General features: G+C 51.3%; 25 protein-coding genes. 7 read left to right on the top strand and 18 right to left on the bottom strand.

Annotated features, from left to right (window positions below; translation table 11 throughout):
• From Q9J80_RS01005 to Q9J80_RS00960, 10 genes are all read right to left on the bottom strand, one after another.
• On the bottom strand, positions 1 to 762 hold the full coding sequence (locus Q9J80_RS01005; protein ID WP_301673583.1) for a uroporphyrinogen-III synthase: 762 nt from the start codon (positions 760 to 762) through the stop codon (positions 1 to 3).
• Positions 763 to 779: 17 nt separating this feature from the next.
• Entirely contained in the window at positions 780 to 1,202 is a 423-nt protein-coding gene (locus tag Q9J80_RS01000) for a protein Gly1ORF1 (RefSeq protein WP_301673582.1), read from the bottom strand.
• 250 nt (positions 1,203 to 1,452) lie between these two features.
• Entirely contained in the window at positions 1,453 to 1,773 is a 321-nt protein-coding gene (locus Q9J80_RS00995) for a DUF2322 family protein (RefSeq protein ID WP_301673581.1), read from the bottom strand.
• Positions 1,774 to 1,795: 22 nt separating this feature from the next.
• The gene (upp, locus tag Q9J80_RS00990; protein WP_002246895.1) at positions 1,796 to 2,422 is read right to left on the bottom strand and encodes a uracil phosphoribosyltransferase; all 627 of its coding nucleotides are present in this window, start codon (positions 2,420 to 2,422) and stop codon (positions 1,796 to 1,798) included.
• Positions 2,423 to 2,528: 106 nt separating this feature from the next.
• Positions 2,529 to 2,840: a Grx4 family monothiol glutaredoxin gene (gene grxD, locus Q9J80_RS00985; RefSeq protein WP_002214004.1), complete on the bottom strand. Its 312-nt coding sequence runs from the start codon at positions 2,838 to 2,840 to the stop codon at positions 2,529 to 2,531.
• Between the two features lie 100 nt (positions 2,841 to 2,940).
• Entirely contained in the window at positions 2,941 to 3,144 is a 204-nt protein-coding gene (locus Q9J80_RS00980; protein ID WP_167435396.1) for a putative hemolysin, read from the bottom strand.
• A 48-nt stretch (positions 3,145 to 3,192) separates the two neighbouring features.
• Positions 3,193 to 3,972 carry a TatD family hydrolase gene (locus Q9J80_RS00975; RefSeq protein ID WP_304671437.1) on the bottom strand — a complete coding sequence of 260 codons (780 nt, stop codon included), beginning with the start codon at positions 3,970 to 3,972 and terminating at the stop codon, positions 3,193 to 3,195.
• Between the two features lie 4 nt (positions 3,973 to 3,976).
• Positions 3,977 to 4,327 (bottom strand): PilZ domain-containing protein, encoded by a 351-nt coding sequence (locus Q9J80_RS00970; RefSeq protein ID WP_002246878.1) that lies wholly within the window; start codon positions 4,325 to 4,327, stop codon positions 3,977 to 3,979.
• A 3-nt stretch (positions 4,328 to 4,330) separates the two neighbouring features.
• Complete coding sequence (locus tag Q9J80_RS00965; protein WP_304671436.1) at positions 4,331 to 5,308, bottom strand: DNA polymerase III subunit delta'; 978 nt, start codon at positions 5,306 to 5,308, stop codon at positions 4,331 to 4,333.
• A 34-nt stretch (positions 5,309 to 5,342) separates the two neighbouring features.
• A complete protein-coding gene (locus tag Q9J80_RS00960; protein WP_025457249.1) occupies positions 5,343 to 6,473 on the bottom strand; it encodes a PilT/PilU family type 4a pilus ATPase in 1,131 nt (376 codons plus the stop codon).
• A gap of 167 nt (positions 6,474 to 6,640) precedes the next feature.
• Between Q9J80_RS00960 and Q9J80_RS00955 the strand changes: the two genes are divergently transcribed.
• From Q9J80_RS00955 to lepB, 3 genes are all read left to right on the top strand, one after another.
• Entirely contained in the window at positions 6,641 to 7,342 is a 702-nt protein-coding gene (locus Q9J80_RS00955) for a 5'-methylthioadenosine/adenosylhomocysteine nucleosidase (protein WP_304671469.1), read from the top strand.
• A 144-nt stretch (positions 7,343 to 7,486) separates the two neighbouring features.
• On the top strand, positions 7,487 to 9,280 hold the full coding sequence (gene lepA / locus Q9J80_RS00950) for a translation elongation factor 4 (RefSeq protein WP_036490455.1): 1,794 nt from the start codon (positions 7,487 to 7,489) through the stop codon (positions 9,278 to 9,280).
• A 144-nt stretch (positions 9,281 to 9,424) separates the two neighbouring features.
• Entirely contained in the window at positions 9,425 to 10,444 is a 1,020-nt protein-coding gene (gene lepB, locus Q9J80_RS00945; protein WP_301673575.1) for a signal peptidase I, read from the top strand.
• A gap of 258 nt (positions 10,445 to 10,702) precedes the next feature.
• Here the strand turns inward: lepB and Q9J80_RS00935 are convergent, their stop codons facing one another.
• The 4 genes from Q9J80_RS00935 to dapF all read right to left on the bottom strand — a co-directional run bounded on the left by Q9J80_RS00935 (position 10,703) and on the right by dapF (position 14,508).
• Entirely contained in the window at positions 10,703 to 11,608 is a 906-nt protein-coding gene (locus Q9J80_RS00935; protein WP_301673574.1) for a DMT family transporter, read from the bottom strand.
• Positions 11,609 to 11,925: 317 nt separating this feature from the next.
• Positions 11,926 to 12,858 carry a cysteine synthase A gene (gene cysK / locus Q9J80_RS00930; protein WP_301673573.1) on the bottom strand — a complete coding sequence of 311 codons (933 nt, stop codon included), beginning with the start codon at positions 12,856 to 12,858 and terminating at the stop codon, positions 11,926 to 11,928.
• Between the two features lie 196 nt (positions 12,859 to 13,054).
• Positions 13,055 to 13,660 carry a hypothetical protein gene (locus tag Q9J80_RS00925; RefSeq protein ID WP_301673572.1) on the bottom strand — a complete coding sequence of 202 codons (606 nt, stop codon included), beginning with the start codon at positions 13,658 to 13,660 and terminating at the stop codon, positions 13,055 to 13,057.
• Positions 13,657 to 14,508: a diaminopimelate epimerase gene (dapF, locus tag Q9J80_RS00920; RefSeq protein WP_301670090.1), complete on the bottom strand. Its 852-nt coding sequence runs from the start codon at positions 14,506 to 14,508 to the stop codon at positions 13,657 to 13,659. The genes Q9J80_RS00925 and dapF overlap by 4 nt, the downstream gene beginning before the upstream one ends.
• A gap of 114 nt (positions 14,509 to 14,622) precedes the next feature.
• Here dapF and Q9J80_RS00915 point away from each other — a divergent pair, with 114 nt between their 5' ends.
• The 3 genes from Q9J80_RS00915 to Q9J80_RS00905 all read left to right on the top strand — a co-directional run bounded on the left by Q9J80_RS00915 (position 14,623) and on the right by Q9J80_RS00905 (position 16,087).
• Entirely contained in the window at positions 14,623 to 14,910 is a 288-nt protein-coding gene (locus Q9J80_RS00915) for a barstar family protein (protein WP_301673571.1), read from the top strand.
• Positions 14,911 to 15,107: 197 nt separating this feature from the next.
• The gene (locus Q9J80_RS00910; protein WP_301673570.1) at positions 15,108 to 15,422 is read left to right on the top strand and encodes a hypothetical protein; all 315 of its coding nucleotides are present in this window, start codon (positions 15,108 to 15,110) and stop codon (positions 15,420 to 15,422) included.
• Positions 15,419 to 16,087 carry a sulfite exporter TauE/SafE family protein gene (locus Q9J80_RS00905; RefSeq protein ID WP_301673569.1) on the top strand — a complete coding sequence of 223 codons (669 nt, stop codon included), beginning with the start codon at positions 15,419 to 15,421 and terminating at the stop codon, positions 16,085 to 16,087. The genes Q9J80_RS00910 and Q9J80_RS00905 overlap by 4 nt, the downstream gene beginning before the upstream one ends.
• Before the next feature lie 72 nt (positions 16,088 to 16,159).
• Here Q9J80_RS00905 and pnp read toward each other — a convergent pair whose 3' ends face one another.
• On the bottom strand, positions 16,160 to 18,283 hold the full coding sequence (gene pnp / locus Q9J80_RS00900) for a polyribonucleotide nucleotidyltransferase (protein ID WP_301673568.1): 2,124 nt from the start codon (positions 18,281 to 18,283) through the stop codon (positions 16,160 to 16,162).
• Positions 18,284 to 18,517: 234 nt separating this feature from the next.
• Positions 18,518 to 19,381: a phosphoribosylaminoimidazolesuccinocarboxamide synthase gene (locus Q9J80_RS00895; RefSeq protein WP_301673567.1), complete on the bottom strand. Its 864-nt coding sequence runs from the start codon at positions 19,379 to 19,381 to the stop codon at positions 18,518 to 18,520.
• A gap of 205 nt (positions 19,382 to 19,586) precedes the next feature.
• Here Q9J80_RS00895 and rfbD point away from each other — a divergent pair, with 205 nt between their 5' ends.
• Positions 19,587 to 20,450, top strand: coding sequence for a dTDP-4-dehydrorhamnose reductase (rfbD, locus tag Q9J80_RS00890; protein ID WP_301673566.1), 864 nt, complete (start codon positions 19,587 to 19,589; stop codon positions 20,448 to 20,450).
• A 373-nt stretch (positions 20,451 to 20,823) separates the two neighbouring features.
• On the opposite strand, the gene Q9J80_RS00885 is transcribed toward rfbD, so the two are convergent.
• Complete coding sequence (locus Q9J80_RS00885; RefSeq protein ID WP_301673565.1) at positions 20,824 to 21,057, bottom strand: glutaredoxin family protein; 234 nt, start codon at positions 21,055 to 21,057, stop codon at positions 20,824 to 20,826.
• Positions 21,058 to 21,074: 17 nt separating this feature from the next.
• Positions 21,075 to 21,209, bottom strand: a complete 135-nt coding sequence (locus Q9J80_RS00880) for a hypothetical protein (protein ID WP_301673564.1) — start codon at positions 21,207 to 21,209, stop codon at positions 21,075 to 21,077.
• Between the last annotated feature and the right edge of the window lie 10 nt (positions 21,210 to 21,219).

The raw sequence follows: 21,219 nt of genomic DNA, 5'->3' as shown, positions 1-21,219 counted from the left end.
TTAATTTGAGGTTCCGGGAAAGACCATGCCGTCTGAAACGGAAATGGAAGAATGGGAAAGCGCGGCTTCCAGCGTAGGGACGGTTTCGACCGAACACACGCCTTCGCGCTTCAATGCCTCCGCAATGCGCGGATGATGGGTAAAGTATAGCAAGGATTTGAAGAATCGGGAAAATTGCGGCGGAAGCTGTGCAAACAGCGACTGCACGAGTTCTGTGGACGTAATATAGGCGGCGGCAATATTTTCGGTTTGGAAATTTTGAAAGTTCAAAGGTTTATGCCGTCTGAAATAGACTTCTGCCACCTCCGTCCGAAAACCTTTCTCCTGCAAGGCATTCATCAGAAAATCCCGCCCGCCGTGTCCGCGCACAAACAATACGCGCGCACCTTCGGGCAGACTGTTCCAAACCGGCAGGCGCAAAACCGCCTCGCTGTCGTTTCCGTCATCAGGCGCAAACACGCCCGCGCCCGCATAACGCGTCAAGGCACGGCGGCTGCCCTGCCCTACGGAAATGTGCATCTTTATGCCGTCTGAAAAGTCCAAGTACTGCGCGGCGGTTTCAACGGCGGTCGGACTGACCCAAAACACGGCATCCGCACGGGCATACATTTCCGGCAACCGTTTCAGGCTTGCTTCGTCGGTTTCGATTTCAATCGGACTCAACACTTCCGCCTGCCATCCGGCACGACGGCAGGTTTCCACATCGTCCTTCGCCCTGCCCGACGGACGGACAATCAGCATGATGGGGGTCGCTGTTTCCATCGCCTTATCCGCCCCGATTACCAGGAAAAATCGTCATCATTGAAATTCGCCTGTGCGGTTTTCGGCGTACAGCCGACCCGTGCGACTTCCTTGCCCCTACGCTCCACAACGACACCGCTGCTTTCCGTATGAGTCACGGAATCGAAGCCTGTCCATACGGTGTACATAAATTCGCCGTTTTGGAATTTCATCGTTGCCCAACGACCGCTGCCCATACCTTGCCACCTGTCGGAACGCCCCAACAGGTCAGCTTTGCTGTTGCGTATGGCAATTTCTTTTTTTGCCGCACTGCCGAACGAATATTCGTAAAGATTGCGGTTGATTTTTTGGACTTCTATATATTTGTTGTTGTCCGTTTTACAGGAAAACACCGTATCCGCCCACACGGTTTGGGCGGCAGCCGACAGAAGCAATACGGCAGAAAGGAACATTTTTTTCATCGTATTTCCTTAATGGTTGAAACCCCGCCATTTGGACATCCGTCCTTCGTGGCAGCAGCATCAGATTTTATTTGAGAGGGGTGTAACCCCTTCCAAATTAGGGCAACACATAGGGCGACGCTTTATGTATCGTCATACGTGTTGAAACATCATTGCCCGTATCCTGAAATAGAAAAGAAAATGCCCGTTTTACAGTCTTCTTTCCGACAAAATGCCGTCTGAAACGGATTTCAGACGGCATGGTCGAAAATTATTGCGCGGCAAGCGGCTTGAGCAGGAAGGTTTCGCCGCTTTGTACGACATTTTCCAGCAGATCGATGTTCGGATGCTTGCCCGGATGGGCACGGGCATCGTCAACGTGCTCGGCAAACCATATCAAACCCTGCTCTGCCGCTTCTTTGTCCAATTTTCCGCCAAAACGTTCCGCCAAGGCATTGTACAGCTTGAGCGAACCGAGCTTGCCCTGAACGGCGGGAATGTGGTGAACCGTTTTGCCGTCGGCATCCTGAATGTCCAAACCGCCCAGATGGTCGATTGAAGGAAATGTGGCGAGATAATCTTGAAAATTCATATCAACTCCGAAAATCAGTCAGTTAGCGCGTACCGAAAATCTTGTCGCCCGCATCGCCCAAGCCGGGGATGATGTAGCCGTTCTCGTTCAAGTGGCTGTCGAGCGCGGCGGTGTAAATCGTAACGTCGGGATGCGCGTCGTTGACCGCCTTCACACCCTCGGGCGCGGCAACCAGCACCAGTGCCTTGATATTTTTGCAGCCCTTGGCTTTCAAAAGGTCGATGGTGGCAACCATCGAACCGCCCGTCGCCAGCATCGGGTCGATAATCAGGGCAGGACGTTCGTCCATGCTGTCCACGAATTTCTCGAAGTAGGAAACGGGTTTCAGCGTTTCCTCGTCGCGCTGCAGTCCGACTACGCTGATTTTGGCAGTCGGAATCAGGTCGAGTACGCCGTCAAGCATACCCAAACCTGCACGCAGGATGGGAACGACGGTCAATGTTTTGCCCTTGATGCGATCGCCTTCAATCTGACCGCACCATCCGTCGATAAGGTATTTTTCGATTTCAAAATCACGGCTTGCCTCGTATGCCATCAGGCGCGCCAGCTCGGTGGCAAGCGTCCGGAATTTGTAGGTGCTGCAATCCGCCTCCCTCATCAGGGTCAGTTTGTGGCGGACGAGCGGATGGTTGATAACGTTAACGTTCATCGCGGTGTTCCAATGTGATTTTGAGACGCGCCATTATACTTTTTTTTTGATTTTCCGGAAAAGAAAATGCCGTCTGAAACACGTTCAGACGGCATTGCCGAATCCATCAGGCTTTCAGCAGCTCTTGCAGCTCACCTGCCTCATACATCTCCATCAGGATGTCCGAACCGCCGACAAATTCGCCGTTCACATAAAGTTGGGGAATGGTCGGCCAGTCGCTGTATTCCTTAATACCTTGGCGCACTTCTGGATTTTCCAATACGTTGACGGTAACGTAATCGGTGCAGCCTGCCGCGTTCAGGATTTGCACGGCGCGGGAAGAGAAACCGCATTGCGGAAACTGTTTCGTACCTTTCATAAACAATACGACGCGGTGTGTCGTTACTACTTCTTTAATTTGGTCGTGGATGGAAGCCATCGCTTATTCCTTTTGATAAAGTTGACAAAATTTGTCAGGTAGGGCGCATTATACGCAAAAGCGGAAACTTCCCACAATATTTGCTGTATATCGCGCAGTATCAATGTTGTGAACGGAAATATTCCCACTCCTCGACAATCCTGCTGTCCGGCAAATGGCACAGGGCATATCCGCTGCCGCTTTCGTCTTTTTTTGCTTCCCGTCTGCCGCCTTTGGCAATGCAGAATTTGGAAGCGGAATTTGCCATACCGACTGCCTCATGCCTGTCCGAAACGTGTTGGCAGGCAGTCAGCAGCGCGGACATGCATACGGATGAATTGCCTTCATGGTTTTCCTTATCGTCGGCACAGGGTCAGACGGCCCGCATATCGGGTACTTTTTTAAACAGCCGGTAAAAGTTTTCCGTCGTGTATGCCGCAACCTGTTCCAATGTTTGGTTCCGCAATTTGGCGATATGCTCTGCGGTATAACGCACAAAAGCCGGTTCGTTCTGCCTGCCGCGCTTGGGTACGGGGGCGAGGAACGGCGCATCGGTTTCCACCAAAATGCGGTCGTCCGGAACGTATTTTGCCGCCTCCTGAACCAAGGGTGCGTTTTTAAACGTAACGATTCCCGAGAAAGAAATGTAAAGCCCCAAATCCATGGCAGCCCGGGCAAAGGCTGTGTCTTCGGAAAAACAGTGGATCACACCCGAATTGGTTTTACATTCTTTCAAAATCGCCAAGGTGTCCGCCGCCGCATCGCGCGTATGGACGATAACGGGCAGCCCGGTTTGATTGGCTGCCTCGATGTGGTCTGCAAAACGTTTGTACTGCCAGGACAAATCGCCTTTGCACCAGTAATAATCCAAACCCGTCTCGCCGATGCCGACCACTTTCGGATGGGCGGCGGCTTCGACCATTTCCGCGACGGAAAATTCTTCCGCTTCCCTGCTGTCGGGATGTACGCCTATGGTGCAATAGATGTGTTCGTGCGCTTCAGCGACGGTAAAGACTTCGGAGAAGCTTTCCCTACTGACGCTGATGGCGAGTGCCTGCCCCACACCGTTTGCTTCCATGTTGGACAAAACTTCGGGCAGGCGTTCTTTCAAACCTTCAAAATTGAGGTGGCAGTGCGAATCGATGATATGCATGGCGTTACATGGTAAACGTAGGTCTGCTGCCGCTGATTGTGCTGCCCAGTTCGACTTCGATCTGGTCTTTGACTTTCAGGCAGTTTTCGTGTTTTGTGAATGCCAGCCCCACCCCTTTGGGTTTGGAGGAAGTACGCGCCGGATTGATCCACGCCACCTGTGTCGGCAGGAACAGTTTGGGGAAGTTGAGGATTTCCACGGCAAGCAGAATGTCTTCCCCGATGGAAAATACGTCGTCGGTCTGCACAAACAGACCGCCGTGTTCCAAAAACGGCATATAGGAGCTGTACAGCAGATTCATGTCTTTCAGCTGCAACGACATCATTTTTGCCGGAATATTTTGTCCGTCTGACATAATTCACCCGTTCTCTTTCTTCAATTCCAAATAATTGATGAGCAGATGCTCGATCTGCATTTTGACATTTAAAGTATGAAACCCGTAAGGGGCGAGCTGTTTGAGCATATCCTCCGCCGCAAATACATTGCGCGGACGGAAACCGGATGCCGTCTGAAGCAGCCTGTCTTCATAAGCAGGATAATAGACAGGTTTCATGTGTTGCAGGCACAGGCCTAAATCGACCAGCCACTTCTGCATCCACCCGACAAATACGGCGAGCGGAAGTTTTTCCTTATCGAAAAGCGCGGCGTAATCCAAAATCTTCAACAACCTCGGTTCTGCCAAAATATCCAGCAGCTTTGCCCGCAATTCACGAAGCCCGTCTTCCTCCTGAAACAGCGGCGCGCCCGAATGGAAAGCCAAAAATTCTTCCGGCTCCGCCACGCCCCTTTCACGCAGATACGCCGATGCTTCCTCATGCGAAGGCGCCGGCAAAACCATCTTCCGGCAGCGGCTTTTGACAGTCGGTAAAACCTTGTCCGCCGCGTGGCTTACCAGCAAAAAGACCACTTGTGGCGGCGGCTCTTCCAACACTTTCAACAAACTGTTGGCGGCTTGGACATTCATACTTTCCGCAGGATGAATCAGGATCACGCGCAAACCGCCCCGTACCGAAGTCAGGTACACATTATCGATGATTTCCCTGACGGCATCGATTTTGATTTGCAACAGTTTGCGTCCGTTTTCCCGTTCGTCCGTCAGGGGGGTGATTTCGTAAAAATCGGGATGGCTTCCCTGCTCGAACAAATGGCAGGACGCGCATACCCCGCAAGGCACATTGCCCGTCACGGGTTTTTCGCACAACAGCGCCTTCGCCGCAAAACGGGCAAACGCGGTTTTCCCCGTCCCCTTTTTGCCGACAAACAGCCAAGCATTGGGACGGCTCGTCCAATGCTCCGCAATCTGCCGCCATTGTTCATTATGCCACGGATAGATCATGTCAAACTGCCCGTCCGGAAATCCATACCGTTCATCAGAGCAATTCCAAATCGGGTCCGGAACTTTGCGCGCGGCGGCTCCGCAACTGTACCGCCAAACGCAAATCATGTGCGGAGTCGGCATTTTTCAAGGCATCCTGCAAGGAAATCTCGCCTTTTTCATACAATTGGTAAAGGTGTTGGTCGAAGGTCTGCATACCCAAGGTGGTGGATTTCTTCATAACTTCTTTGATTTCATGGATATTGCCGTTATGAATCAATTCGGAAATCAAAGGCGAATTGAGCAGCACTTCGACTGCCGCCACCCTGCCCTTGCCGCCGTCTCGCGGAACGAGGCGTTGCGAAATAAACGCCTGAAGGTTGAGCGACAAATCCGTCAGCAATTGTTCGCGCCGCTCCTCGGGGAAAAAGTTGATGATGCGGTCGAGTGCCTGATTGGTGCTGTTGGCGTGCAGCGTCGCCATACACAAATGCCCCGTTTCGGCAAAGGCGATGGCGTAATCCATGGTTTCGCGGTCGCGGATTTCGCCGATCAGAATCACATCCGGCGCCTGCCGCAGCGTGTTTTTCAACGCCGCCATCCAGTTTTCCGTATCCACGCCGACCTCGCGCTGGGTGATGATGCAGTTTTTGTGTTCGTGGACAAACTCGATCGGGTCTTCGATGGTGATGATGTGTCCGAACGAATTTTCATTGCGGTAATCGATAAGCGAGGCAAGCGAAGTCGATTTGCCCGAGCCGGTGCCGCCGACAAAAATAACCAGCCCGCGTTTTTTCAGCGCGACATCCTTCAAGACCGGCGGCAGGTTCAGGCTTTCAAACTTGGGAATCTTGCTGGTAATCGCGCGGAATACCAATGCCGTCGCACCGCGCTGTATCATCGCATTGACGCGGAAGCGGCTGGTGTCCGGCAGGCTGATGGCGAAGTTGCACTCGTTGGTCGATGAAAATTCTTCCGCCTGCTTCGCACTCATAATCGAAAAGGCGATTTCCATACATTTTTCCGCCGTCAGCGGTTCGTCCGTGATGCGGGTGATTTTGCCGTCCAACTTCATCGCGGGCGGGAAATGGGTCGTCACAAACAGGTCGGAACCTTTGTTTTTGTTCATATGGCGCAGCCATGCGAACAGTTCTTCCTTTGCAGTCATATTTTCATCGGTAAACATCTTCATCCCCCAATCTTCAAACAATCTGTACCTTCCCATTCTACCAAAAACCCGCCATGCCGTCTGAAACCGTTTCAGACGGCATGGACAAACCGCCTCCACTCAATCCTGCCGTGTTAGCGTGTATAATTCGGCATTCTATCCGAAATTCACAGCAGGTCAGCAATATGTCTTTGAAAACAGTAGCCGTTATCGGCGCGATGGAACAGGAAATCGAGCTTTTGCGCGAGATGATGGAAAATGTCAAAGCCGTCTCTTTCGGCAGATTTTCCGCCTATGAAGGCGAATTGGTGGGAAAACGCATGGTGCTTGCATTGAGCGGCATCGGCAAGGTCAACGCGGCAGTTGCAACGGCCTGGCTTATCCATCAGTTCGCACCGGACTGCGTCATCAACACCGGCAGCGCGGGCGGCTTGGGCAAGGGCTTGAAAGTCGGCGACGTGGTTGTCGGCACGGAAACCGCGCACCACGATGTCGATGTAACGGCGTTCGGCTATGCCTGGGGGCAAGTGCCGCAACTGCCGGCAAGGTTTGCTTCAGACGGCATTTTGATTGAAGCGGCAAAACGGGCGGCGCGGACGTTTGAAGGCGCGGCGGTAGAACAAGGGCTGATTGTCAGCGGCGACCGCTTTGTCCACAGCAGCGAAGGCGTGGCGGAAATCCGCAAGCACTTCCCCGAAGTCAAAGCAGTGGAAATGGAAGCGGCGGCGATTGCCCAAACTTGTCATCAGTTGGAAACGCCTTTCGTCATCATCCGCGCGGTTTCCGATTCGGCGGACGAAAAGGCAGACATCAGCTTTGACGAATTTTTGAAAACGGCGGCGGGAAGTTCTGCAAAAATGGTGGCAGAAATCGTCAAATCTTTATAAAACCTTTATCAAACTTATGCCAAAACAGCGGTTTTCCGCTAGAATGTCGGGCTGTTTATCCCGTTGCGACCGACATTTGGACGCAGCGCCGTTTGTTCAGACGGCATTTCCCAAACCCACTGTCCGACATTCAAAATAACTCTAATGAAAAATATCCGAAATTTCTCCATCATTGCCCACATCGACCACGGCAAATCGACGCTTGCCGACCGCTTCATCCAATACTGCGGCGGCTTGGATTTGCGCGAAATGAGTACGCAGGTGCTCGACTCTATGGACATCGAAAAAGAGCGCGGCATCACCATTAAAGCGCAAACCGCCGCGCTCAACTACAAAGCGCGCGACGGGCAGGTGTATCAGCTCAACCTGATTGACACGCCGGGACACGTCGACTTCTCTTACGAAGTCTCCCGTTCGCTGTCGGCTTGCGAAGGCGCGCTTTTGGTCGTCGATGCGTCGCAAGGCGTGGAAGCGCAAACCGTGGCGAACTGTTACACCGCGATTGATTTAGGCGTTGAAGTCGTGCCCGTTTTGAACAAAATCGACCTGCCAGCCGCCGACCCCGAACGCGTGGAGCAGGAAATTGAAGACATCATCGGCATTGATGCGGTCGGCGCGGTACAGTGTTCCGCCAAAAGCGGCATCGGCGTGGAAGATGTTTTGGAAGAAATCGTTGCCAAAATCCCCGCGCCGACCGGCGACGAAAACGCGCCGCTGCAAGCCGTTATCGTCGATTCGTGGTTTGACAATTACGTCGGCGTGGTTATGCTGATCCGTGTGAAAAACGGCACCATCAAGCTGAAAGACAAAGTGCGCTTTATGAGCACCAAGGCGGAAACGCAGGTCGAGCAGCTGGGCGTATTCACACCGAAATCGGTTCAGAAACAAGAACTAAAAGCCGGCGAAGTGGGCTTTTTGATTACCGGCGTAAAAGAATTGGGACAGGCGAAAGTCGGCGATACGGTTACTTTGGTTGCCAATCCTGCCTCCGAGCCGCTGCCCGGTTTCCAAGAAGTGCAAAGCCAGGTATTCGCCGGACTTTATCCCGTAGAAAGCCACGACTACGAAGCCTTGCGCGATGCTTTGGAAAAATTGCAGCTGAACGATGCTTCGTTGAAATTCGAGCCTGAAGTTTCCCAAGCATTGGGCTTCGGCTTCCGCTGCGGCTTCTTGGGCCTATTGCACTTGGAAATCGTGCAGGAACGCTTGGAGCGCGAGTTCGACATGGATTTGATTACCACCGCGCCAACGGTGGTTTACGAAGTCGTGTTGAAAAGCGGCGAAAAAATCGAAGTCGAAAATCCGTCCAAACTGCCCGACATCGGCAGCATCGAAACCATTCTCGAGCCGATTATCACCGCGACCATCCTCGTGCCGCAGGAATACGTCGGCAACGTCATGACTTTGTGTAATCAAAAGCGCGGCGTTCAGGTCAATATGCAGTACATGGGCCGTCAAGTTATGCTGACTTATGATTTGCCGATGAACGAAGTCGTAATGGATTTCTTCGACAAGCTTAAATCCACTTCGCGCGGCTATGCCTCGTTGGACTACCATTTCAAAGAGTTCCAACCTTCTGATTTGATTAAGCTTGACATTATGGTCAACGGCGAAAAAGTCGATGCCTTGAGCCTGATTGTGCACCGTCAAAGCGCGGTTCACCGAGGCCGCGAACTGGCAGCGAAAATGCGCGAACTGATACCGCGCCAAATGTTCGACATTGCCGTCCAAGCCGCCATCGGCAGCCAGATTATCGCCCGCGAAAACGTCAAAGCCCTGCGTAAAAACGTCTTGGCGAAATGTTACGGCGGCGATATTACCCGTAAGAAAAAACTGCTTGAAAAACAAAAAGCAGGCAAACGCCGTATGAAACAAGTGGGCAACGTGGAAATCCCGCAAAGCGCGTTCTTGGCGATTTTGCAGGTGAGCGACAAATAATATTTCGGCACACAGGGCGGCGCGTCGGGAACACCCCTCAAACCGCCCTGATTTCAGGGGCACGCGCCCGCAAACAAATTTTACAATTTGCCGCCTTAAAACGGTTGCACGGCCGGGCGGGTTTTTAACCGTTAAGGAACAACAATGAACACAATGCTAATGTCGGGTGCGGCTGCCGCGCTGCTTGCCGGCATCATCCTTTATTTCAAAAGCGACAAGAAGCGGCAGGAAAACGGAGAGTGGAGTTCCAGCCTCGAATACGCCTATATCCTGACGGCGGTCGGCGTGTTTGCCGCTTTGTCCCTGTTTATGAGCTTTACCGCCGTTTTCCTGATTTTCGTTGTATTGTGCGGTACGGCTTGGGGGGTATATAAATACCGCCTGAAGACTCATCCCGAAATCTCGGAAAGCAGCCACTTCGGCGACTATTTCGGCGGTTTCTTCCCTACCGTTTTGGTATTGTTCCTCATCCGGTCGTTTATTGCCGAACCGTTCCAAATCCCGTCCAGCTCCATGCGTCCGGGCCTGATCAAGGGCGATTTCATTTTGGTCAGCAAATTTTCCTACGGATTGCGCGTACCTGTTTTAAACAATGTATTTATCCCCACGGGCAAAATCGAACGGGGCGATGTCGTCGTTTTTAATTATCCTTTGCAGCCGGATATGACCTACATCAAGCGTATTGTCGGCATCCCGGGCGATGTGGTCGAATATCGGGATAAAGTTCTGACGGTAAATGGAAAACCAGCTTCCGATATTCCTGACGGCACATACCGTTATCCCGACGACACCGACCCTTCCGAAATCCACAACCCAGATATGTTCCGCAGCGGTTTGGACGGCAAATCCTTCAATATTCTGAAAAAAGAAGGACAGCCGGCCGTTTCCCTGCCCGTATTGGGCAAATATACCTCCGATATTATGTCTGAAAACGGATATTCCATAGAGCAAAGCGGTTTGGAACACTGCCAATATGCCGACGACGGCAGCGGTTTCGTGTGCAAAGTTCCCGAAGGACGCTATTTCGCTATGGGCGACAACCGCGACAACAGTGCCGATTCTCGCTACTGGGGCTTTGTAGATGACAAGCTGGTTGTCGGCAAGGCAATGTTCATTTTGATGAACTTCGGCGATTTCGGCAGGGCCGGCACGGCAATCCGCTAAACCGGGAAGCCAAGAATGCCGTCTGAAAATAGTTTCAGACGGCATTTGCTATTCCTTACCTTTGCAGGCAGGTCTAACGTTGTCGGATTTTCCTACCTATAGTGAATTAAATTTAAATTAGGACAAGGCGGCGAGCCGCAGACAGTACAAATAGTACGGCAAGGCGAGCCAACGCTGTACCGGTTTAAATTTAATTCACTATATCAGTCCGGTAACGCAGGTTCTGCACGGCGAACTGCCAATATTGCCCTGATGAAATCAATGTGAAGACTGCTGTTTCAACGAACCGAGGTAAATTGCCGAAAGCGTCAGCACCACCCCTGCCCACTGTATACCGTCAATCGGTTTGCCCAACCCAAAATAATCGATGAGCAAGGCGGCAACCGGTTCGGATAAAAGCAACAGCCCCGTCAGCGACAGCGAAAGCAGCGGAATCGCATAGGCAACCATCGCCCACGCGAAGCACTGCATCACCACGCCGTACACAAGCACCAAACCCGCATCTTTCCAAGTGGTCGGATAAAGCGCGCCGCCATCCATCAGCAATGCCGGAACAACCAGCGATACCGCGCCGCCCAAACTCAAAATCATCATTGAAGGGAAAAGTGCCACCTGTTCGACTTCATGAGTCTTGCGGACGAACACCATAGACAGAGCAAGCATCAGTCCCGATACCAAACCGCTGACGAATCCCCAAACCGCATTACCGTTGTAGCCGAATTCCACACCGGCAATCATCGCCACGCCAGCAACTGCCGATATTAAGCCCGCCTTTTTCAGCCCGCTCAAACGTTCGTTAAAAAAGAAAACACCGATTGCGGACAAGAAAAAGATTTGCAGGCTGTTGAGCAGGGTGGAAATACCCGGCCCGACCGCGTGTATGCTTTCGTGCCACAACGCCAAATCGAAAGCAAGAAACACGCCCGCCGTCAGGGCATAGCAGACGGTTTTCCTGTTTTTTGGGAATTTTTGCCCGAAAAACCGTGCCAAAAACCAAAATACGAACACCGAAATCAGCAACCGCCAAAATGCGATTGCATACGGGCCGACGGGGACGGACCTGACAATCAGACTGCCCAGACCGAACACCACGCAACCCAGCACCAGCAATGGTGCGGCATATTTTTTGCCGTTACCGACCACAATATCCCCTCCCTTCCCCATACGGCTGCCGCGCCGCCGGCAAAAATGCCGCCATTCCGAAAATCCGAAAATATGCCGTCTGAAGCCCAAAGCCCCGGCTGCGCCCGGACAAACGGCTGATTTTACGGGCAGACAGGCTATTTTCCGTTGGGGCAAAAAACCGTCCTGCCGGATAAAACCCGAATAAAAAATATTTCCCTCAAGCAATGCGGCGGCACCAAAACCTGATTAAAACACAACCGGCGTTTTCGGCATATATGCAAAAACGCATTTTCCGGCACGGCGTTACACCGATACCGAAAAATGCGTCTGAATGTTTCGACAATCCGATTAAAGCATTATGCCAAATCTGCAAAAAGTGGCGTAGAGAGATAGCGTTCTCCATAAGAAGGCAGCAGCACGACTATCAGCTTGCCTTCGTTTTCAGGCTGTTTGGCAAGCTGCAACGCGCTCCAAACCGCCGCACCGGAAGAAATACCCACCAAAATGCCTTCTTTTTCCGCCATTGCGCGGGCGGTTTCAAAAGCGGCTTCGTTCGGCACTTTGGCAATGCTGTCGTAGATTTTGGTATTCAAAACAGTCGGAATAAAGCCTGCGCCGATGCCTTGAATCGGGTGCGGGCCTTTTTCGCCGCCGCTCAATACGGGGGAAGCCTCAGGCTCGACGGCAACTACCTGAACCTCCGGTTTGTATTTTTTCAACACTTCGCCCACGCCGGTAATCGTACCGCCTGTGCCGACACCGGCAACGAAGACATCGACTTTGCCGTCCGTATCCCGCCAAATTTCCTCGGCGGTTGTTTTGCGGTGGACTTCGGGATTTGCCTCATTGTCGAACTGGCGCGGCATAAAATAAGTGTCTGGATGAGCGTCCACCAAGGATTGCGCTTTGGCAATCGCGCCCGCCATACCTTCGGCGGCGGGGGTCAGAATCAGCTCCGCACCAAACGCGCGCAACAGCATTTTGCGCTCCTTACTCATGCTTTCCGGCATGGTAATCGCCAGTTTGTAGCCGCGTGCGGCACATACCATTGCCAAACCGATACCGGTATTACCGCTGGTTGCTTCGACAATGACGGTATTTTGATTAATCTTACCCGCTTTCTCGGCAGCCTCAATCATTGCTTCGGCAATACGGTCTTTCACACTGCTGCCCGGATTGAAGAATTCAAGCTTCACGGCAACTTCTGCCTTCAGACCTTCGGTCAGACGGTTCAACTTGACCAATGGGGTGTTGCCGATCAATTTGGTGATGTTGTTTGCAATTTTCATCTTTTGCTCCTGAATAATAAGATTTCGATAGTACGGCACGCAATCCCCTGTCAACATCCTGTCCAATTACAGAGTATTCACGCCGAACCATAAACAAATTTCAGATATGGCCGTATCCTAAACCTATGCCGTCTGAAAAACCAATACCCAAAATTTCTTTCTTTATAACTTTTTGTTCCAATACGGCCGCACCGTATTATCTTCCAATTTCTGAAAGCAGCAGCACCAGTACCGAGACCTGCATCAACGCCGCCGTCAACACGCCGAGGCGCAACTGCGAACCACTGAACAGAAAGGAAGGCCGCCCGTCTATACCCCTGCCATGCACATAAGCAACCGCCATCAGCACAAACTGCAACACGAACCAATAAACCGGCTTCAGTGCATAAAGTTTGAGCAGTGCCGCAAACACAAACACTTGAACCGTTCCCGAAAAGCAATAATGCACCAACACGCACACGCCTGCGAAGGCAAGCGTCATCGATACATTACTGACGGCAAAAAGCCCGAGCAGCGGATGCCTGGCATCTGCCTGCCACCCCTCTCCGTTTGCCTTCCTCCGCCAATGCCCGATAAAGAAAAATATACTGCCCAGTGTCAGATAAAAGTGGGGAATGAACAAAGGTGCGGCATGGGTCAATCCCCACATCCCCGGCATCAGCTTCGCCCCCAAAACCGATATTCCCAACCACAGCACGATACTCGCCCAAAACCATTGCAACATTCCTGCGCGGAATATCAGAAACAGAAAAACCGCCGCATACAGTAAGGCAGACAAAAAATCCAAATGCAGCAAAATCATGAATACGCCAACTCGCCTTCAAACACCGTTTCCGCAGGGCCTGTCATCATCACATCGCCGCCGCAGGCCCATTCGATATATAAAGTTCCGCCCGGCAAAACCACCTCTACCGTTTTCCCTTCATCTAACAGCCCCAGACGTATACCCGCCACCACAGCCGCACACGCGCCCGTACCGCAAGCTTGGGTTTCGCCCACGCCGCGCTCGAACACGCGCAAACGGATTGCCGTCCGACCGACAATCTGCATAAAGCCGACGTTGACGCGTTCGGGAAACTGCCTGTGCGCTTCGATACACGAACCGGTTTCGCGCACCGGCGCGCATTCCACGTCATCCACTACAATCACCGCATGGGGATTGCCCATATTGACACAGCTGACCGGCTGAATGCCGGATTCGAGATGCACCCCGTAAATACAGGCATCATCCCCCTCGTCCGATACGGGAACAAACGGTATTTCAGACGGCATGAACTTCGGTTTGCCCATATTGACCGTAACCATGCCGTTATCGGACAATTTCGGAAAAATAATGCCCTTGGCCGTTTCAACACAAATTTCTTTCTTATCGGTCAAACCCTTGTCTGCAACAAAACGGGCAAAACAACGCGCCCCGTTGCCGCATTGCCCGACCTCGCCGCCGTCGGCATTGAAAATACGGTAACGGAAATCCACGCCTTCGGTTTCCGAACGCCCGACCACCAAAAGCTGGTCGAAGCCCACGCCCCGGAAGCGGTCCGCCCATTCCGCAATCGGCGCGTCCTCGGGGGTAAAATCCTGACTGACCGCGTCAATCACCATAAAATCGTTGCCCAAACCGTGCATTTTGGTAAATTTCAAAGTTTTCATATCGAACCAGACTGGTACTAGATTGTTATATTCTAACGATGGATTGCTATATATAACAACTGATCATTATATCTCTGCAACACAAATTGGAACTTGGAAATAGGAGTATAACTTATGCAATTAGAGATTATCGGTAGTAAAATTTATACGGAACAAGATTTTCATAATCAAATTTCAAAAATATTTTCTATACAAGATTATTATGGGAACAATCTTGATGCTTTGTGGGATTTATTGAGCACAAATGTAGAACGACCGATTACTTTGGTATGGAAAGATGCTATGTTCTCAAAAAATCAATTAAAAAGTATATTTATTGAAATAGTAAAGATTCTAGAAAGAGTTAAGAAACAAGATGAGGATTATGGATTCGAAGAAAAATTTAATTATATTTTAGAGTAAGCAAACCCTAATTACATTACTTACACAGGCTTAAAACTCCCTGGAGCCAATTAAGATTGTTCCGAAATCCCGTATTGTCTGTTGCTTCCGAATTCCGAAATCCGAAATCCCCGTGCCGAAGGGAAATGCTTCCATCTCCCGCCGTCGGGAGATTAAAATAAGCATTATACTGTTTGTTACCCATTACAATAAACACCATGTTCCGCATATTACTGTTGCTTTTCCCTTGTGCAATCCTCGCTGCCTGCACCCGAAACATACCTGCAAACCCGGCCGTTTCAAATTGCGCGCATCTTCAAAACCGCACCGTCCTGCATTTCGATGCACACGGCAAACCCGCCGACGACGCGGTAAAAGGCGGATTTTACAAAATTATCGAAACACAGGGCGCAAACCGCATCCTTATTCAAGACTTTAACAGCACGGGGAATGCCCTCGCCAAACCCTATTGGTCGGACTGCCGGAAATTATCCGTTTTCCCCGATAAACATCTGACCATGAGCCGTCCATGAGCCACGACATCACTTTCCTAACCCTGTTCCTGCTCGGTTTCTTCGGAGGAACGCACTGCATCGGCATGTGCGGCGGATTAAGCAGCGCGTTTGCACTCCAACTCCCCCCGCATATCAACCGCTTTTGGCTGATCCTGCTGCTTAACACAGGACGGATAAGCAGCTATACGGCAATCGGTCTGATGCTAGGATTAATCGGACAGGTCGGCGTTTCACTCGACCAAACCCGTGTCCTGCAGAATATTTTATACACAGCCGCCAACCTCCTGCTGCTCTTTTTAGGCTTATACTTGAGCGGTATTTCTTCCTTGGCGGCAAAAATCGAGAAAATCGGCAAACCGATATGGCGGAATCTGAACCCGATACTCAACCGGCTGTTACCCATAAAATCCATACCCGCCTGCCTTGCGGTCGGAATATTATGGGGCTGGCTGCCGTGCGGACTGGTTTACAGCGCGTCGCTTTACGCCTTGGGCAGCGGCAGTGCGACAACCGGCGGACTGTATATGCTTACCTTTGCACTGGGTACGCTGCCCAATCTTTTGGCAATCGGCATTTTTTCCCTGCAACTGAAAAAAATCATGCAAAACCGATATATCCGCCTGTGTACGGGATTATCCGTATCATTATGGGCATTATGGAAACTTGCCGTCCTTTGGCTGTAACCCCCATTCATTCCCGATACCCGTAAAAAATGCCGTCTGAAACCTGTTCAGACGGCATTTTCACCCTAAGCATTACTCGGCGGCATTTTCCTCACGGGCAGGCGCATCCAGCAGGGCTTTGATGGACAGGCGCACACGGCCTCTGTCGTCCACTTCCAATGCTTTCACATTCACCACCTGACCGACTTGCAGGTAATCGCCGACATTGCGTACGCGCTCGTGGGCGATTTGACTGATGTGTACCAAACCGTCTTTGCCCGGCATCACGCTAACAATCGCGCCGACGTTGTTGTCGAGGATTTTCACCACAGTGCCTTCATACACTTTGCCCACTTCCACTTCGGCAGTAATCTGCTCGATGCGTTTTTTCGCCGCATCGCCGGCTTCTTGAGTCGTCGCGGCAATGGTAATCGTACCGTCTTCGGCAATATTGATTTCCGTACCGGTTTCAGCGGTAATCGAACGGATGGTTTCGCCGCCTTTACCGATAACTTCGCGGATTTTGTCTTGGTTGATTTTCATCGTAAACAAACGCGGCGCGTGTGCGGACAACTCTTGCGGGCCCGCAACGGCGGCTTTCATCTGATCCAAGATGTGCAGACGCGCTTCTTTGGCCTGTGCCAAAGCGATCTGCATAATTTCTTTGGTAATGCCTTGGATTTTGATGTCCATTTGCAGTGCGGTAACGCCTTCGGTCGTACCGGCCACTTTAAAGTCCATATCGCCCAAGTGGTCTTCGTCGCCCAAAATGTCGGTCAGAACGGCAAATTTGTTGCCTTCCAGAATCAGACCCATCGCGATACCGGCAACGTGTGCTTTCAAAGGCACGCCGGCAGACAGCAGGCTCAGGCAGCCGCCGCAGACGGAAGCCATAGAGGAAGAGCCGTTGGATTCGGTAATTTCGGAGACCACGCGCATGGTGTAGCTGAAATCTTCAGGTTTCGGCAATACGGCCAACAACGCACGTTTAGCCAAACGGCCGTGACCGATTTCACGGCGTTTCGGCGCACCCATGCGTCCGACTTCGCCGGTAGAGTACGGCGGAAAGTTGTAGTGCAGCATAAAGCGGTCGGTGTATTCGCCGGACAGCGCGTCGATGATTTGCTCGTCGCGCGAAGTACCCAAAGTCGCTACGGCAAGGGCTTGGGTTTCTCCACGGGTAAACAGTGCGGAACCGTGCGTGCGCGGCAATACGCCGGTTTGGATGTTCAGCGGACGGACGGTGCGGGTGTCGCGGCCGTCGATGCGCGGTTGGCCGTCCAAAATTTGGCTGCGGACGACATCGGCTTCCAAGTGTTTGAAAATGCCTTTGATTTCGTTGGCTGCCAGCGTGTCGGTTTCTTCGGTAATCAAGGCTTCTTTTACCGCATTCCAAGCCTCGTCCAATTTTGCGGAACGCGCCTGCTTTTGACGGATTTTGAACGCTTCTTTAATGGTTTCGCCGGCAATCCCGCGTACTTTGGCAACCAGTTCCTCATTGGTTTCAGGTGCTTTCCAATCCCAAACTTCCGGGTTGACTTCGTCGGCAAACTCATTGATGGCGTTAATGGCCACTTGCATTTGATCGTGACCGTAAACAACCGCACCCAGCATCACTTCTTCAGACAAGATGTCGGCTTCGGATTCCACCATCAACACGGCTTTGGAAGTACCGGCAACCACCAAGTCTAATTGTGATTTAGCCAATTCGGCTTTAGTCGGGTTCAAAACGTATACGCCGTTTACATAACCCACGCGTGCAGCACCAATCGGACCGGCAAACGGTACACCGCTCAACACCAGCGCGGCAGATGCGCCCAACATTGCAGGAATGTCGGAATCAATTTCAGGGTCAACAGACACCACCATCGCTACGATTTGGATGTCGTGGTAGAAACCTTCAGGGAAGAGAGGACGAATCGGACGGTCGATCAGACGGCTGGTCAGGATTTCTTTTTCGCTTTGTTTGCCTTCGCGTTTGAAGAAACCGCCAGGGATTTTACCTGCTGCGTAAGTACGCTCGAGGTAATCGACAGTCAGAGGGAAGAAGTCTTGGCCTTCTTTCACTTCTTTGTTGGTGGTAACGGCAACCAAAACAACGGTATCGCCCATGGATACTTTAACGGCAGCGGCGGCTTGGCGGGCAATTTCGCCGGTTTCCAAAGTAACGGTTTGATTACCGTATTGGAAGGTCTTAACGTGTTTATTGAACATCATTGTTCCTTTCAAAATACCGCACTGCTAAAACACTAATAATGCACACTAAAATCCGAATGTGCATAGTTAGGGTTTCAGACCGTGCGGCAGGTTATAAACAAGCTTTCAGACGGCCTTTTCGGACGCTGAAAACAATTGCGGATTATAAAGGCAACCATCCTTAAAATCCAGTATTGATACAATAAAAAGGCCGTCTGAAACATATCTCTTTCAGACGGCCTTCAAACTTAAAAATCAATCCTGAGTCAGCAAAGTCAATGCTTCCCGATACTTCTCGACCGTTTTCCGAATCACATCGGCAGGCACTTTAGGCGCAGGGGCTTTTTTGTTCCAACCGCTTTGTTCCAGCCAGTCGCGGACGAACTGTTTGTCAAAAGACGGCGGATTAGTGCCGACTTTATATTGATCCGCCGGCCAAAAACGGCTTGAATCAGGAGTCAATACCTCATCCATCAGCGTCAGCGTACCGTTTTCATCCAAACCGAATTCAAATTTGGTATCGCAAATGATGATGCCGCGCGATTTGGCATATTCCGCCGCTTCGGTGTAAAGCCGAACCGCCTTGGCGCGCACTTCCGCCGCCAGCTCTTTGCCGATAATGCGTCCGCATTCTTCAAAGCTGATGTTTTCATCGTGATCGCCGACTGCGGCTTTAGTTGAGGGCGTAAAAATCACTTCGGGCAGTTGTTGCGCTTCCCGCATACCTTCGGGCAGCCGAATACCGCAAACCGAGCCGGTTTTCTGATAATCCTTCCAACCGCTGCCTGCCAGATAGCCGCGCACAATCGCCTCAACTTTCACCGGAGTGAGCTTTTTAGCCACGACAGCGCGTTTTTCTAAAACTTTGGCCTCGCCTTCGGGCAAAACATCGTAAACCGTCTGACCAGTAAAGTGGTTAGGCATAATGTGTGCCAGTTTTTTAAACCAAAAATTGGAAATCTGCGTCAGGATTTCGCCCTTACCCGGAATCGGGTCGTCCAAAATCACATCAAACGCGGACAAGCGGTCGGAAGCGACCATCAGCATACGTTTATCGTCAATTTCGTACAAATCGCGGACTTTGCCGGAATAAATTTTTACCAAGCCGGTTACACTCATTTCACATCACCCTGAAAATGCCTTAAAAAATACCGAAACGACACTCGACAATCGGAATCGGAACCGAATCGCGCTATTTTAGCCGAAGTCGGTATAAAACAATACTCTTAACACAAAATACCGGCGCATCGGACACCGGCAAAATTTTGGCACTATAATATCGGCAACAAACCTTACAATACATTTTTATCAAGGAAATTGCCTTATGAGGATTCTACTGACCGGCTCAAAAAGCCAACTTGCCCGCTGCCTGCGCGACCGCATTCCGGAAAGCTGGGAAACCATCGCGACGGATTCCGCATCTTTAAACATTACCGATGCCGATGCCGTCTTCAATATGATAAAGAATTTCCAGCCTGATGCCGTTGTGAATACCGCCGCCTACACCGCCGTCGATAAAGCAGAAGGCGATGCGGCGGCGGCATTTGCCGTCAATGCTTCCGCCGTGTACAACCTCGCTTCGGCGGCGCACCGCGCCCACGCCCGATTCGTCCACATTTCGACCGACTATGTCTTTGACGGCCAAAGCAAAAAACCTTACTTGGAAAGCGACTTTACCAACCCGCTCAATATATATGGGAAATCCAAGGCCGCCGGCGAACTTCTCGCACTGTCCGCCAATCCCGACAGCCTTATCCTGCGGACTTCTTGGCTGTTTAGCGAATACGGGGACAACTTTGTCCGCACCATGCTGAACCTTGCGCGGGAACGTTCTCCGCTGTCCGCCGTACACAACCAAACCGGCTGCCCGACCTACGCTGGCGACCTGGCTGCCGCCATCATCCGCCTTTTTCAGCAAACGTCGCCCGTGCGCGGCATTTACCACTATGCCGGCAAGCAATCCGCTTCTTGGTACGAATTTGCCCGGCACATCTTTCAGACGGCATTGCAGCAGGATGCCTCTTTTCCCGTTCCCGAACTGAAAGCCGTTTCGGATGAAGGTTCTGCGTCCGCCGCCCCAAGGCCCGCATACAGCATTTTGGACTGCCGCAAAATCGAAAGCGGCTTCGGCATCAAACCGTCGGACTGGCAAAAAGCCCTTGCACAGGTCGTTTCCAAGCTGCTCTGATGCCGCCCTCCCCTCCGTTTCCGCCGCCAAGCCCCGACTTGGCGGTTTTTTATAAAATCAGAAAGTAACGCAACCCGCCATCATCTTTACATTGCCATACCCCCGCCCCGTTCAAAAAATGGTATGATTGCCGGCAATAACATCTCACAATGAATTTCATAACCTTTATTGGGAAAATCAATAAATCAAAATCTCCCGACCGGCAAATAAAACGAAAGAAAGGGCCGATATGCAACATCGAAGAAGACTGGCAATTTACCAAGCATTTAAACGCGCCGCCTTTAATGGCAAGTCCTCTGTTCCACAAAAACGCGAAGAACGTTGATTCAAGCTGAAAATGCCGTCTGAAGTCCTGCTTCAGACGGCATTTTTTTTACCGTTCGAGAAACTGTTTCAACCTGTCCTCATCCAAAAACCAGTGGCAGATTTCCTCATCTCCCGCCAACAAAACGGGCACCAGTTCATTGTATTTTTCTTCCAAAGCGGGATCGTCGTCCACATCGAACACAACCAAGCCAAACCCGTATTCATCCTGAAAAGGTTTGAGTTCGTCGCGCATTTTGTGGCACAAGCTGCAATATTCGCGAAACATCAAGGTCAATTTCATCCGCGTTTCCTTATCTGTCAATTTACACACGCCAAAGCCTTAGACGCAGCAGAATCATGGTCTATTTGGGAAAAAACAATGTTTTCGAGGAAGATGATACCCAAGTCCTGCCAAAAACAGCAAAAATGCCGTCTGAACTGTTCAGACGGCATTTTTAAAACC

The sequence above is a fragment of the Neisseria blantyrii genome (assembly GCF_962747855.1).
GTDB lineage: Bacteria > Pseudomonadota > Gammaproteobacteria > Burkholderiales > Neisseriaceae > Neisseria > Neisseria viridiae.
This window is presented reverse-complemented; position numbering and strand designations above follow the sequence as displayed.

Excerpts from the sequence above, each read along its gene's own strand:
- Q9J80_RS01005 (WP_301673583.1), bottom strand. The coding sequence starts at position 762 with ATGGAAACAGCGACCCCCATCATGCTGATTGTCCGTCCGTCGGGCAGG.
- Q9J80_RS01000 (WP_301673582.1), bottom strand. The coding sequence starts at position 1,202 with ATGAAAAAAATGTTCCTTTCTGCCGTATTGCTTCTGTCGGCTGCCGCC.
- Q9J80_RS00995 (WP_301673581.1), bottom strand. The coding sequence starts at position 1,773 with ATGAATTTTCAAGATTATCTCGCCACATTTCCTTCAATCGACCATCTG.
- upp (WP_002246895.1), bottom strand. The coding sequence starts at position 2,422 with ATGAACGTTAACGTTATCAACCATCCGCTCGTCCGCCACAAACTGACC.
- grxD (WP_002214004.1), bottom strand. The coding sequence starts at position 2,840 with ATGGCTTCCATCCACGACCAAATTAAAGAAGTAGTAACGACACACCGC.
- Q9J80_RS00980 (WP_167435396.1), bottom strand. The coding sequence starts at position 3,144 with ATGTCCGCGCTGCTGACTGCCTGCCAACACGTTTCGGACAGGCATGAG.
- Q9J80_RS00975 (WP_304671437.1), bottom strand. The coding sequence starts at position 3,972 with ATGCATATCATCGATTCGCACTGCCACCTCAATTTTGAAGGTTTGAAA.
- Q9J80_RS00970 (WP_002246878.1), bottom strand. The coding sequence starts at position 4,327 with ATGTCAGACGGACAAAATATTCCGGCAAAAATGATGTCGTTGCAGCTG.
- Q9J80_RS00965 (WP_304671436.1), bottom strand. The coding sequence starts at position 5,308 with ATGATCTATCCGTGGCATAATGAACAATGGCGGCAGATTGCGGAGCAT.
- Q9J80_RS00960 (WP_025457249.1), bottom strand. The coding sequence starts at position 6,473 with ATGTTTACCGATGAAAATATGACTGCAAAGGAAGAACTGTTCGCATGG.
- Q9J80_RS00955 (WP_304671469.1), top strand. The coding sequence starts at position 6,641 with ATGTCTTTGAAAACAGTAGCCGTTATCGGCGCGATGGAACAGGAAATC.
- lepA (WP_036490455.1), top strand. The coding sequence starts at position 7,487 with ATGAAAAATATCCGAAATTTCTCCATCATTGCCCACATCGACCACGGC.
- lepB (WP_301673575.1), top strand. The coding sequence starts at position 9,425 with ATGAACACAATGCTAATGTCGGGTGCGGCTGCCGCGCTGCTTGCCGGC.
- Q9J80_RS00935 (WP_301673574.1), bottom strand. The coding sequence starts at position 11,608 with ATGGGGAAGGGAGGGGATATTGTGGTCGGTAACGGCAAAAAATATGCC.
- cysK (WP_301673573.1), bottom strand. The coding sequence starts at position 12,858 with ATGAAAATTGCAAACAACATCACCAAATTGATCGGCAACACCCCATTG.
- Q9J80_RS00925 (WP_301673572.1), bottom strand. The coding sequence starts at position 13,660 with ATGATTTTGCTGCATTTGGATTTTTTGTCTGCCTTACTGTATGCGGCG.
- dapF (WP_301670090.1), bottom strand. The coding sequence starts at position 14,508 with ATGAAAACTTTGAAATTTACCAAAATGCACGGTTTGGGCAACGATTTT.
- Q9J80_RS00915 (WP_301673571.1), top strand. The coding sequence starts at position 14,623 with ATGCAATTAGAGATTATCGGTAGTAAAATTTATACGGAACAAGATTTT.
- Q9J80_RS00910 (WP_301673570.1), top strand. The coding sequence starts at position 15,108 with ATGTTCCGCATATTACTGTTGCTTTTCCCTTGTGCAATCCTCGCTGCC.
- Q9J80_RS00905 (WP_301673569.1), top strand. The coding sequence starts at position 15,419 with ATGAGCCACGACATCACTTTCCTAACCCTGTTCCTGCTCGGTTTCTTC.
- pnp (WP_301673568.1), bottom strand. The coding sequence starts at position 18,283 with ATGATGTTCAATAAACACGTTAAGACCTTCCAATACGGTAATCAAACC.
- Q9J80_RS00895 (WP_301673567.1), bottom strand. The coding sequence starts at position 19,381 with ATGAGTGTAACCGGCTTGGTAAAAATTTATTCCGGCAAAGTCCGCGAT.
- rfbD (WP_301673566.1), top strand. The coding sequence starts at position 19,587 with ATGAGGATTCTACTGACCGGCTCAAAAAGCCAACTTGCCCGCTGCCTG.
- Q9J80_RS00885 (WP_301673565.1), bottom strand. The coding sequence starts at position 21,057 with ATGAAATTGACCTTGATGTTTCGCGAATATTGCAGCTTGTGCCACAAA.
- Q9J80_RS00880 (WP_301673564.1), bottom strand. The coding sequence starts at position 21,209 with ATGCCGTCTGAACAGTTCAGACGGCATTTTTGCTGTTTTTGGCAGGAC.